We start from the raw sequence: 12,446 nt of genomic DNA on the forward strand, positions 1-12,446 counted from the left end.
GACTCCACTTTTTTATTTCCTGCCAACAATCAGAATATTATCTGAGAAACGTTTCGGCAAAACTCTAGCGAGTAAAAAAGGATATTGCCTCGAGAAGCCAGGAATTCTACCGTTCAGACTAAAGAGAGTACTTACTTCTCGCCAATGATTTTCTCTCGCCATTCGAATCAAATCTACTTCTAATAGCGCTGATATATGAGAGGGATATAACCCAGGCCCCTCTTGAAATGCATTGAACTGGCCTTTTAGAAATAGAGTCATAAAACTCAACAAACTCAATTGATTCGGCGTAGTAATAAAAATCCATCCTCCAGGTCTAGTGAGACGAGTCAACTCTCTTACGAAAAACCGGGGATTTTCGAGATGCTCAATCGTCTCAATCGCAACCACCAAATCCGCGTAATTCTCCGGAAGCGGAATGCGACCAGAATCCAGATCTACTTTACAAAAATCATAGTTATCTGGAAAATCTTGATATCGAACTACATCAGCTCCAATGTAAGTTTTGCATAGATCACTCACATACGGTATGAGTTGGCCAACACCACAACCGACATCCAGAATGCAAGCTGGTTGAATCTCACGACTTGAAATCGCACGAAGCACCATCTTATAGATAGCTTCACTGCTTGTGCCAAGGCTTGATTTAGCTCTTTTCTCAACTAGAACGTCACTCATGTAGACAAACTCTGAAGTGCTTTATATAACTTGTTCATTTGATTCGACGCGTCGCACAAATGCGTTGCTCTAACGGCGCCGGCTTCGCTCATTTTTTTTCGCAATTCGCGGTCGGTGATTAGTCTCTTCATCGCTTTTCCTACCGCTTCCGTATCCCCTTGTTTGCAGGAGATACTGCAGTCGCAGCTAAAAATTTCGGCAGCTCCCCCTGACGACGATCCAATCACCGGTAGTCCTGCGAGTAGCGCTTCGATATACACGAGTCCAAACGGTTCAGGACTAGTGTTTGGCTGGCAGTAGATATCTGCGGCAGCCATAAGCGAGGGGACATCGGATCTCTGCCCAAGAAAATGCACGCGCTCACTAATACCATATCGAGTCGCCAGATCGCGCAATTCCTTCATATAGTCCGATTCATTTGATTTCTGCACACCACCTGCAATCCAAGCCCGCCAACCAGGAAGATCTTTCAATTGCCCAAGCGCTTCTATAGTGACAGAATGTCCCTTCCAACGCTCTAACCTGCAAGCCTGAAGAATTACAACAGAATCCTGTGGGGTGTCTAGGCCGCTCCGAATAGTTCGCCGTAAGCTATCACCATCTTTATTCCGAGGAGGCTTGTTCACGGGAAGGTATATAACCCTGCTTTGTCTACCCCCGAATAATTTCGCTGCAGGTTCCTCCGTAAATTTGCTATTCGCAATGATAAGATCAGGTGATGTTCGCGAAGCCCAGCGATTGATAAAGCCCTTTCGATCTAATCGGTCATGGACTCCTGCTACGAGCTTAATTCCAGTCGATTTTACCACAGGTGCAAAGACCACATAGGGCCAAGCTCCATGAATCATAATCACATCAAACTTTGATTTTACGAGAAGCCGCTTTAGGAGAGTTCGTGCTCTGAAGATCGTCAAGAACCGACTTAGTCGCACGGCCTCCATGTGGTGGACCACAACACCGGTAGCATGAAGCTCATCCCAGAGTCTTCCGTGAAAGCATAAGGCGAATTCAGGTTCCATAGTTGGTACTAAATTCCGCATTCTAGCTAGAGTTAATAGGTAAGCCTCAATTCCCCCGTATAAATTACCCGAATAAACGTGCAAGACTCTCATTTTAAAGACTGTGCAGTTCCGATCGATGAGAAGTGAATAATCTCGCAATCTCAAAGTGCTTCGTCAAATTACGATTCTGAGGTTAGCTTTATTATCTGCGAATACACATCCAAACTACGCTGCGCCATCTTTGAATAGCAAAATTCTTCTGTAGCCCGGTTGTAGCCTTCATCAGATAGCTTCTTATACAACTCGTCGTCCATCGCTAAGCGGTTTGCAGCATTGGCAAAGGCCAGATGATTATTCACAGGAACTGTGATTCCCGAAACTTCATCCGGTGAGACCCAGCTCACTCCACTCGCGGGAATTGCAGTGTTTATTACCGGACACCGGCTAGCCATGGCTTCGACTTGGACTAGTCCAAATGCTTCACTTCGTGCATTGCTTGGAAACCACAAAGCTCGAGCAGCTTGATAGGCACCGACCAATTGATCTCCCGAAGCCCAACCCAGCCAATGCACGCGATTTTTTACGCCGCATTTCTCAGCAAGAATTTCTAATTCTTGCTTCATGGGGCCAGTTCCAATTAGTAGGAGATTTCCAGGAACATCCGCCAAGGCGCGGATTGCTATGTCAAAACCCTTGTAATAAATGAGCCGTCCGACACACAGCCAAATCGGCCCAGGATATTTGGTTCGAAACGCTTCGGCACAGGCCATGGCATTTGGAGAAGGGTTCTTAAATTGATCTAAGTTGATTCCCAAAGGCAAAGAAACCACTTTCTTTTCGAATCGCTGAAGCAGCTTAGAGCCCTCAATATATTGAGAACTAGTCGCAAGGATGCAATCCGCTCTACTGTATATCATCCTCTCTAAAGGCGAAAGGATGTGCTTAAGAACTCTTTGTCGAATAATGTCGCTGTGATGAGTGATCACAATTGGCTTCACAATCGGTAACGACGCGACGGCGAGCATCATCGTCACATTCGGAGTATGCAAGTGCCAGATATCTGGCGGATCTTTCGAGATGATTCGAATTGCATTAATTAGCCCCGGAGCCAAATCCAGCTTGGCAAGGCAGGCGACTCGACCGATTCGCATCACTCGGACGTTTTCATCGCACTCATTCACAGTGAGAGTGCGACGAAATTTTCTGAAAGTAACGTCTTTGCCCTTATCGTCGCGATGATTGACTACCACGACTCGAACATCCGCCCCCAAGGCGGCCTGCCCTTGCACCAAAGTCTGCGTGTGAGTTTCAATCCCCCCCGAGGCGGGCGGATAATATTTACCTAGATGGGCGACCTTGATCGGGCGATTCGACAATGAGGCCGATCCATTTCGAGTCTCGGTCAAATTCAGAACTTCAGATGGGATTAAACTATTAATCGTAGCGAACTCAAGAAAGCGGTGAATTGTCGAGAGCAACATATCCACTCATCGACAGAATTTGTGTTTTAAAAAATGCGAAGAGCCCATTCTGGACTACTGATTGCTTTCAGGTGCACGAACCAACTCAAAGTAAATAGACTCCGTCCCTTTGGGATGCGATCGCGCATCCTTCCAGTGTGAAATCATGAACAAATCCAAAAAATAAAAACAACTAACCGCTTCGCAGTTCTACAGAAAAACCAAGATCGAATTTACATATTAATTAGTCGCAAGACATCCAATCCCGTCCCTAAAAACTGAGAAAACCTCTCAACACTTTATAACCAACCCGCGCGATTCGCTAACAGGCCGTTACAACTTCAGTCAACTGATGAGTTTCTGATTGTGTTTCAGGGCGTTTTGAAGCTTGAGGAGAGAAAAGCCAAGTGGAAATACATCCGTGTCCGATATTTGAATGTTCGTTGTCATTGCACTACCCAAATCGGAATGATCAGACCTTCGCACGGAGGTAAGACTCCTTCAACATAAACTAGAAGGTAGGAAATACACATCGTTAAACCATATTTAACTTATTATCGTCGTCGAAAACTGCGAATGCAAGCCAAATTAGGTAAAATTGAACGATTCTCTGCTGTCAGCTTTATTCGATTTAGGAATAAGTTCGAATGATTTACTGTCATATTTAAAAGCAACTTATAATATTCGTTTAATCATGAGTATCTGGTGGATGGCTATAGAAAAACCCAAGGATTTAATGAGAAAATGATGAGAGAACTTGTCTGGGGGGTACAAAGCAAAAGTGATAATTATTTTGCTGACCTATTAGATATAACTATTATTCTCATATTAGCATATCATTCAGAACTTGCGTCAGTTCCTTGGATACTGTGGCCACTCCAACTATGGTATCTGAATTGAAGGAGGAATTAATATCATAAATTTTAATTCATTTTACTTGAGCTTTTTAACCTACAAAAGCCTTGTAGTTTGCTCGCTCATTCGACAGCCTGTGGCATTCAAGCGGTTTTAGAAGAGCGAATGTTAGAAGACTTCTCATAAAACCAGGTCAGTTTGATTGGTTAGCCAAATAAGTAATTCCTGTGAGCATCGTAAGGAACCGAAAGAACCAGGAAAAACCGTCCGGATTCAAGCTGGGCAATGAGAAGAGGCAGCTAACTGGCCCTGCTGCCTCTTCAATAATCTCTTAGTATCGGTAGTGATCCGACTTGTAGGGCCCTTCTTTCGAAACGTGGATGTACGCGGCCTGTTCCGGAGTCAATTCGGTCAAAACGACGCTTAACTTCTTCAACTGCAGCCGGGCCACGTGCTCGTCCAACTTCTTGGGAAGAACGTAAACACCCACGGGATATTTATCATTATGGCGCCAGAGTTCGATCTGGGCTAGCACTTGATTGGCGAAGGAGGAACTCATCACATAGGAAGGGTGGCCCGTACCACAGCCCAGGTTGACCAGACGGCCTTTGGCCAGCAGAATGATCCGCTTTTTATCAGGGAAAATGATGTGATCGACTTGGGGCTTGATCTCTTCCCAGCGATAATCTTCCAACGAAGCAACATCTATCTCATTGTCAAAATGTCCAATGTTACAAACAATAGCCTGATCCTTCATTTTGGCCATATGAGCATGCGTGATCACCTTGTAATTGCCGGTCGCCGTCACGAAGATGTCCGCTTTATCACACGCATAGTCCATGGTCACCACGCGATAGCCTTCCATCGCGGCCTGTAGCGCGCAAATGGGATCGATTTCGGTGATCCAGACCTGAGCCGAGAGGGCTCGCAAGGCTTGAGCGGATCCTTTGCCCACATCGCCATAACCAGCGACGACCGCAATTTTCCCGGCAATCATGACGTCCGTGGCGCGTTTGATGCCATCGACCAAGGACTCCCGGCAACCGTACAAATTGTCAAATTTGGACTTGGTAACCGAGTCATTCACGTTAATTGCAGGGAATTTTAACTCGCCCCGCTTGTGCATCTGATAGAGCCGATGTACTCCCGTGGTAGTCTCTTCGGTAACTCCCTTGATGGCAGCCAGATTCTTGCTATACCAGCCCGGCTGGGAGGCGATCCGAGCCTTAATAGCAGCAAACAGAACTCGCTCTTCTTCGCTGGTCGGCTTATCCAGGACGTGAATGTCGGCTTCGGCCCGAGCTCCCAGGTGCAGAAGCAACGTCGCGTCGCCGCCATCGTCGAGGATCATGTTGGAGTGGCCACCATCCGCCCATTCAAAGATCTTGTGGGTGTATTCCCAATATTCGGTGAGCGATTCGCCCTTGTAGGCAAAAACGGGAATTCCTGCCGCGGCAATCGCTGCGGCCGCATGATCCTGCGTGGAAAAGATGTTGCAGGACGCCCAGCGAACTTCGGCCCCTAAAGCTTTCAAGGTCTCAATGAGCACAGCCGTCTGGATGGTCATGTGCAAAGAGCCGGTGATTCGAGCCCCTTTCAGAGGCTGTCGCGAGGCATATTCCTCTTGAATCGCCATCAAACCGGGCATCTCAGTTTGAGCAATGGCAATTTCCCGTCGGCCCCAATCGGCCAGGGAAAGATCGGCTACTTTGTAGTCTGTGAAAGAAGCGGTTTTTTGTGCAACGGCAGACATTCGCAATCTCCTGAAACTCAAGGCGCCGTTGAACAATAATCTCCATCCCAGCGAGCCTGGCAGGAACGCCCGTGCGTACCGTCGCAGCGCCTCTCGCTGGCGTGGTTTGATCAAGTTGAGTTGAGAAATCTCTCCTGGAAGATCGGATCCTTCTGTAATATTATACCTAGTAATCTTACCCAAGGAGAGTCAAGAGGTCCCTTGGCCACAGTACAGGCAATATCGCTATAAATTGGAACTTATGAATCAAGCGTTGAGGGCCATTCCACTTGCAATATTGGCAAATATGTCATCTTATCCGATTTTAGAGTGCACTGACTCTCTCGGAATCGGATTTTGCCACCTGCAGTTTGAATGACGGAACTCTAGATAAAGAACTTTCTCATACTTAAAGAAAAAGAAGACCAAAATGGAAGGCTTAAGTTACGAAACGACCAAGCAAGTGTGGAGTCGACAACTCGCGTCAAGCCACTACTTTTTAGATCTAAATTTTCACTAATTTATCGTCGCAAAAAGGTCCAGCGAGGAGTTATCGAAGAACAAACCCCATTTTGCAGTGAGCGTTTTACTATATCAAATGTTACTATATACGATCAGATTCATGACTGCCATAAACAGGTATTTCTGATGAAGAAGGACGACGACGACCCAGCCCCCTCAAAAGAGAAACATTTTCCCGGCCTAGATGGGATTCGAGGACTGGCAATTGGACTGGTACTGTTTTCCCATAGCGTCATATATGACCAGTTCACCGGACTCCGATCTTATGGACTACTCTCCGGACATTCAGGGGTTTCAATTTTTTTCGTACTGAGCGGTTATCTTATTACAATGCTTATGCTTCTCGAAGAAGGAAAAACCGGCCGCGTCTCCTTGCGATTGTTTTACATACGAAGATCTTTAAGGCTATTTCCTGCCTTGTGGATTTATCTTGGCACAATCTGCATAATATGGATTGGTGGAGCGCTCCCGCATCACCCCTGGCACAGCTTTATTTCCTCACTTTTCTATTTTCGCAACTTGGTCGGTCAAGGGCATGAGACGGCACATCTTTGGTCCTTATCGATTGAGGAGCAATTTTACGTATTTTGGCCATTACTTTTCATACTACTTAAACGTCGCAACAAAACTCGGCTAATCATTGTCTGTGGGCTAATTTTATTGATAACGTTATGGAGAGTTTACGCTGCAACAGCTGGACTTGCATCCGATGGGGCGCTTTACATCCGCTCCGATTTCAGATTTGACTCGCCGCTTTATGGCTGTATGCTTGCCATGGCCCAAAGAGTATGGCCAATCAGCTTCAATGCTCTCATAAGCAGCAACAGAACCAGGAGTATTTTGGAGGCAACCGGTTTGCTCGGGCTTACTCTATGGATCGGATTTAAATTAGCAAGCTTCACCTATCCTGGACTCGACACGTCGATTGTTAGCATACTAAGCCTCCTTCTTGTACTATCTCAGCTAAAATCGAGTGAAGCATTTAGTTTGTTATCACTAAATTCGCTAGTGTGCATGGGAAAAATATCATATGGGCTCTATCTTTGGCAGCAACTTTTTAACGGCACGTTAACAGGCGGTTTTGAGAATATCAGAATATTTCCTTTTGGATTAATAGCAACTTTTTTTGTCGCAGCGCTTTCATACTGGCTCTTAGAGAAGCCAATCCTTGGACTGAAGGATCGACTGTATCACAAAAATTGAAACCTCGCATCCGAAAGATTTAGAAATCAGATCTTTTTAAGTGACTAGCAATATTGCTGGATTTTATATGACAGTTGTACTCCGAATCGCTTCGCGAGAGACCACTCCAAAACCTCGGTAGAGTCATATAGATAAATCGGAGGTGGGCCAATCCGAGGTCTATGCATGAGTGTACTAATTCCAATGGACACCGAGGGTTCGATCGCGATAAGTCCGAGAATTTTTTCATTCGATTCGCCAGCGATAGGCGTAGCCAGCAAGCAGAGATCGTCATATCGCGATCGTTTTACTTGATTCCTTCAACGGAGAATAATCGGTTCGAAACCAGTTTCGATCATCTCTCCTCGCAGGATATCCGAATCGAGGCCTATACCCGAGATCAGAAAAATCCCTAAGTGCACTTTGATCGGAATGTCCATCTGCGTCGAAATCGGCGTGCAAACGCAGAGCGTGTTGATGAGCGTCTACAAGACTCTGAAACTGCGAGGCCAAGCTCCGCTCGATACGTCACTCAAATCACTTAATGCCCTTAACGAAATTGGCAAACTGACACAGCTGTTGGAAAAGATGGGTTCATAAGACTGAACTGTTACAAGGCATTTAGCTCATAGAATCAAAGGAATATATGACGCCTTCAGATAACACTCAAAATAGGACCGACAACTTAAAACGAGAACCGCGAAGTGATTTACTTAAAGCCGCAGCAATTTACGGGGTAGTTGCGATTCACACCCCTGGACCAGAAGATGATCTAACCTCCTGCTTCCGATTTTGCGTTCCAGTATTTATTATACTTTGGGCAATGCATTATGAGCTTGGCCTAAGTAAACGCTCGCCCGTACAAGCCCGACGATATGTTATGAACCGTCTAATCAGTCTTGCTTTTCCTTATTCAATCTGGACCGCCATCTATTTGTTTTTATTTCATACAAGGGAACAGTGGTTAAACACGCCGTATACTACTATTGCAAATGGCTGGCTAGGGGGATACGGATGGCCAGGGCAATATTACTTTGTTGTACTTTTTCAACTGACAGTCATCTTTCCTTTTTTTCGAGGAATTTTCCAAAGTCGACTTCTTTATCCAATACTAATATTAGGGCTGATTGTAACTTTAATCTCGGAAGCTTTTCTATGGAAATTCCACTTTGTATCCGGAATGGGAGACAGATTATTTGTTTATTGGATACCCTATCTTGCTCTTGGAATAACATTGTCGCGCCCCCCTATCCCGTCGCTCTTACCGAATTTTCTCATGGTAATAATCTCAATCATTGCACTGTCAGTTTGCAAATATGAGCAAGCTTGGTTAGCTTCTCAATCCGATCGAGCCTCTCCATATATACTAGTATCTGTTTATGTTGGATCAATATTCCTTGCTTGGGCATCATTTTTTCGATCTAGGCAAACAGAATTGTTTACCACTAAGGTTGTTACTGCAATAGAATTCGTAGGTCGAAATACATTTCCAATTTTCTTACTTAATCCACTCGTTATTTATCTCCTTCCCCCTGAAATTGCCGCACCGATCCACAATAATTCGGGCATTGCTAAGCATTACATTCTGGCGATGCTCGTACTAATAATTTGTTTATGTTTGGCTCGAGTGCTTAGGTGGCTTAGAATGGGCTCATTTATTGGAACCTAATAATTCCGGCAGTTACTGAATTGCCTCACTGACCGCTCCGAATTATTTTATGGGACGCAACATCGAAACTGAAAGTTGAATGGTGTAGATAGTTAGTTGGCGGTTTTCAAATGTCCGAACAATTCTACTTTTAGTCAATGGCTCAGCATGTGTTCGAAGCGTAGCATAAAAACGAGCAATATCAACTTAGGCTTACTCCTTGTCATTTGGATAAATTCGTTCCCGAAATTGCAAATTTTTTTTAGATTTTCGCGTCTTTTGAATTATTTGCAGCGAATTTTTGCAATCTGAGAGGGAGTAACCGTGATTATCGATTATAAAGCTCTCTTTCAAAGGGATTAGCTCAATAATATCTTTTTAAATTCTCGCTTCTCGGCGGGGCATTTAAATTTCTTAGCTGGTTTTACGAAAAGAGCGGGATTTCAATTAGGTTATTTCGCCATATTCTATCTGAGGAGCTTACAGCACTTGCCATAGTACTTCTCAGAATCGATCACTCTCGTTTCCTTTCCATTTTCTCTTCTCAGTTTGCAAAACTGTCTGCACTTTCCCAGATAATCTAAGCGGAGCAGGCCATTAGGAACAAGCGTTTGACGGCTTTTTTGTATTTTCGCGTTCCGGGCCCGCTTTGCGGAAGTGCTCGAAATTCTTCTTGCAAAATCAGCTTTAGCAACGACTTGCGTCGATCGTTATGAGAAGGCCGTCGCGGCTGATTATCCCAGGGACGATCGGCACGATCCACTAACTTCCTTTGCGGTTGATTCCAAGCCCACAGTTCGGTCAAAGTCATCATCCACAGGTTCATGTGAAACGCGCCGATGTTGGCGTGCAGGTTTCGCAATTGCTGCTGACCGGCTCTCCAAACTTCCTTGACGTCCTTGAAGACCTGCTCGATGGCATTGCGGCTGGCCACGGTTTCCAGGATCTGGGCCACCGTCGCCTCCGGATTCGTCGAGAAGAAAGCGATCCACCCTTTTTCTCTTTAACCAGAACCACGCGGATGACTCCCTCCGCCGACTTCCAGGTCGCCAGAAAACTCTTGTACGTTTTGACTTCTGGGCGACCGTACAACTGCAGGGAGGCCGACGACCATCCCCGGGCATGAGCCGCTCGCTTGGCCAAGTCGATTCGCTTCTCTCCGTACTTGCGGGGACGCCCCCGACCTTGGGAGGGAGAGGGCAACTCGTATAGGGCGGCATCCTTGCGGAGCCGACTGATCAACGTGAAGTTCAACTGCCGACACGCCCGCAGAATCGGTTTCTTCGCATAGCCGCCATCCGCCACGATCCAGACTGCTTTCCCCGGAGAAAACAAAGACTTCGAGAGCCATTGCAGGATCTCCACCGCCAGTTGCAGCTTGGTCCGAAACTTCCACTGGTACTTGCGGGGAAGCGTCGCGACCTCTTTCTGGCGGACGTATAACTGGGCTCGCAAAGGCAAGCCGATAATGCCGTGGAGAGGATGCCAGGCCAATAAAGCCGCCACGACGAAGTTCTGCCCGTATTCGAGCAACTGTCCGATTGGACCCGGAGTCGGATTGTGGTGAATTCCGGCCCCTTCGACCTTCGGACCGTAACGTTTGGTGAGGGTGTCATCCAGAGCAATCACGATCTTCTCGGATTGGGCCGCCGGGTGTTTGAGAACCAGTCGTCCCACGGCGGTACTCATCGAAAGGGATTCTCGACCGACCGCTGCAAGGTGCCGGTAGGCCGACTTGTACTTTCGACGGATACCGGCGGCTCGGAACCATCGGGAGGCGGTGCGTCGCTGGTCCTGAGCGAGGAACATGCCGCGGAAGATACGCACGGTTAGCGACTGGATTCGAGCATCCAAAAAGAAGACCAGGGCGGAAAAAGCACTGGACAGAAAGGAGGGAAAACGAGATACTTCCATGGCCGGTGCCTTCCTGGCTTGATGTTTTTTAAGCACCACCATGCTGACGGAAGCACCGGCTTTTTCAAGAACAATTCAAATTCCCAATACCCCTAAATTGTTAAGACTTTCTGGGAAAGTGCAGAAACTGTTATAAAAAGCGCAAATATCGCAGAGATATGGCGATTTTATAATTTCAAATAGTTATTCGAACACACCTAGTGTAGTGTCTCACACAGAATGTGTTTTATCCAAGGTAGCCCTCGCCCGGCGGACTTTCTCCAGAATAGCCTCGGCTTTGGCGGTCCACTGGAATCCCTTTCCTGTGTTATTGTGATGATCGATGTAGCCTTCAATCCCCTGGATTAATTGCGGCACAAATCGAAATGTGCCTCGACGCAGTCGTTTGTCTGTTAAGTCGCGAAACCAGCGTTCCACCAGATTCATCCAGGAACTGCTCGTGGGGGTGAAATGCATGTGGAATCGAGGATGCCGGGCGAGCCAACGCTGAACTTTGGGATGCTTGTACGTGGCAGGTTTGTCCACGATCAAATGCAAGTCCAAGGCCGGATCGGTGGCAGCATCGATCCGTTTGAGAAACTTGATCCATTCCTGGTGTCGATGTCGTGGCATGCATTCGCCAATTACTACGCCTTCCGCCACGTTCAAAGCCGCGAAGAGAGTGGTGGTGCCATGACCCATGTAATCGTGAGTCAGAGTGCCGCAACGGCCGGGCACCATGGGCAAGCTTTTTTGCGTGCGATCAAGGGCTTGTATCTGACTCTTCTCATCGCAACTCAGCACCAGGGCGTGCTCGGGAGGGTTCAAGTACAAGCCCACTACGTCCCACAGTTTCTCGGCAAATTGAGGATCATTCGATACCTTGAAGGTCTTATGCAAGTGCGGCTTCAAGTTGTGGGACGACCAAACCCGCTGCACGGTGGCTTTGCTCACTCCCACCTCTTGGGCCATCGTTCGCGTGCTCCAATGAGTCGCACCGGATGGTTTCTCCTGAGTGGTCTTGCGGAGAATTTCTTCGACGACTTTCCCGCTGATCGCTGGCGTTCGACCCGGTCGCGAAGCATCCCGTTCGATACCCGCCAAACGCAGCTTCGCAAATCGGGTCCGCCAGCGCGCCACCGTGGGCTTCGACGTGCCGCACTGCTGAGCAATGTCCTTGTTCCGTACACCCGCGGCCGCCGCGAGTATGATCTTCGCCCGAAGGACCAGCCGAGCGGGAGTACTTCGTCCCCGAGACCAAGAAGTCAAAGTTTGTCGTTCCTCCTCGGACAGCGAAATTGGCAGCGCGACTTTCATGGGTTTTCTCCTTCTCTATTGAGTAAACCGCAAAAAGGAGCTAAAAGTAACGCTATTTCTGAGACACTACACTAGGCCTGCCCCTTTCCCGTCCCCCAAATCCTTTCACACCTAGTATTACTCCGTTAGCAAAGATGGCTGTCTTTGACAAGCGACGG

The 12,446-nt window shown here is 47.1% G+C and carries 9 protein-coding genes and 1 riboswitch; of the genes, 2 read left to right on the forward strand and 7 right to left on the reverse strand.

The features are described from left to right. Positions 1-12 precede the first annotated feature (12 nt). The 4 genes from KIH39_RS07790 to ahcY all read right to left on the reverse strand — a co-directional run bounded on the left by KIH39_RS07790 (position 13) and on the right by ahcY (position 5,747). Complete coding sequence (locus tag KIH39_RS07790; protein ID WP_246539594.1) at positions 13-678, reverse strand: class I SAM-dependent methyltransferase; 666 nt, start codon at positions 676-678, stop codon at positions 13-15. Beyond that, the gene (locus tag KIH39_RS07795) at positions 675-1,790 is read right to left on the reverse strand and encodes a glycosyltransferase family 4 protein (protein WP_315852413.1); all 1,116 of its coding nucleotides are present in this window, start codon (positions 1,788-1,790) and stop codon (positions 675-677) included. Before KIH39_RS07795 ends, KIH39_RS07790 begins: the two co-directional genes overlap by 4 nt. A gap of 68 nt (positions 1,791-1,858) precedes the next feature. Further along, entirely contained in the window at positions 1,859-3,160 is a 1,302-nt protein-coding gene (locus KIH39_RS07800) for a glycosyltransferase (RefSeq protein ID WP_213498782.1), read from the reverse strand. Positions 3,161-4,325: 1,165 nt separating this feature from the next. Beyond that, complete coding sequence (gene ahcY, locus KIH39_RS07805; protein ID WP_213498783.1) at positions 4,326-5,747, reverse strand: adenosylhomocysteinase; 1,422 nt, start codon at positions 5,745-5,747, stop codon at positions 4,326-4,328. Positions 5,748-5,760: 13 nt separating this feature from the next. Beyond that, positions 5,761-5,848, reverse strand: a riboswitch (S-adenosyl-L-homocysteine riboswitch). 526 nt (positions 5,849-6,374) lie between these two features. Between ahcY and KIH39_RS07810 the strand changes: the two genes are divergently transcribed. Together KIH39_RS07810 and KIH39_RS26980 are read left to right on the forward strand one after the other, a co-directional pair. Then, positions 6,375-7,451 (forward strand): acyltransferase family protein, encoded by a 1,077-nt coding sequence (locus tag KIH39_RS07810; protein ID WP_213498784.1) that lies wholly within the window; start codon positions 6,375-6,377, stop codon positions 7,449-7,451. 625 nt (positions 7,452-8,076) lie between these two features. Then, entirely contained in the window at positions 8,077-9,099 is a 1,023-nt protein-coding gene (locus tag KIH39_RS26980) for an acyltransferase (RefSeq protein WP_213498785.1), read from the forward strand. A gap of 559 nt (positions 9,100-9,658) precedes the next feature. Here the strand turns inward: KIH39_RS26980 and KIH39_RS07820 are convergent. From KIH39_RS07820 to KIH39_RS07830, 3 genes are all read right to left on the reverse strand, one after another. Continuing rightward, a complete protein-coding gene (locus KIH39_RS07820; protein ID WP_213498786.1) occupies positions 9,659-9,904 on the reverse strand; it encodes a hypothetical protein in 246 nt (81 codons plus the stop codon). Then, a complete protein-coding gene (locus tag KIH39_RS07825) occupies positions 9,901-10,992 on the reverse strand; it encodes an IS701 family transposase (protein WP_213498787.1) in 1,092 nt (363 codons plus the stop codon). The genes KIH39_RS07820 and KIH39_RS07825 overlap by 4 nt, the downstream gene beginning before the upstream one ends. A 210-nt stretch (positions 10,993-11,202) precedes the next feature. Then, positions 11,203-12,288 (reverse strand): IS630 family transposase, encoded by a 1,086-nt coding sequence (locus KIH39_RS07830; protein WP_213498788.1) that lies wholly within the window; start codon positions 12,286-12,288, stop codon positions 11,203-11,205. Positions 12,289-12,446 lie beyond the last annotated feature (158 nt).

Origin of the sequence: Telmatocola sphagniphila, from assembly GCF_018398935.1 — a bacterium.
GTDB classification, from domain to species: Bacteria; Planctomycetota; Planctomycetia; order Gemmatales; family Gemmataceae; genus Telmatocola; species Telmatocola sphagniphila.

What these genes read in the sequence shown, in the direction of transcription:
- KIH39_RS07790 (WP_246539594.1), bottom strand. Translation starts at nt 678, where the DNA reads ATGAGTGACGTTCTAGTTGAGAAAAGAGCTAAATCAAGCCTTGGCACA.
- KIH39_RS07795 (WP_315852413.1), bottom strand. Translation starts at nt 1,790, where the DNA reads ATGAGAGTCTTGCACGTTTATTCGGGTAATTTATACGGGGGAATTGAG.
- KIH39_RS07800 (WP_213498782.1), bottom strand. Translation starts at nt 3,160, where the DNA reads ATGTTGCTCTCGACAATTCACCGCTTTCTTGAGTTCGCTACGATTAAT.
- ahcY (WP_213498783.1), bottom strand. Translation starts at nt 5,747, where the DNA reads ATGTCTGCCGTTGCACAAAAAACCGCTTCTTTCACAGACTACAAAGTA.
- KIH39_RS07810 (WP_213498784.1), top strand. Translation starts at nt 6,375, where the DNA reads ATGAAGAAGGACGACGACGACCCAGCCCCCTCAAAAGAGAAACATTTT.
- KIH39_RS26980 (WP_213498785.1), top strand. Translation starts at nt 8,077, where the DNA reads ATGACGCCTTCAGATAACACTCAAAATAGGACCGACAACTTAAAACGA.
- KIH39_RS07820 (WP_213498786.1), bottom strand. Translation starts at nt 9,904, where the DNA reads ATGAACCTGTGGATGATGACTTTGACCGAACTGTGGGCTTGGAATCAA.
- KIH39_RS07825 (WP_213498787.1), bottom strand. Translation starts at nt 10,992, where the DNA reads ATGGAAGTATCTCGTTTTCCCTCCTTTCTGTCCAGTGCTTTTTCCGCC.
- KIH39_RS07830 (WP_213498788.1), bottom strand. Translation starts at nt 12,288, where the DNA reads ATGAAAGTCGCGCTGCCAATTTCGCTGTCCGAGGAGGAACGACAAACT.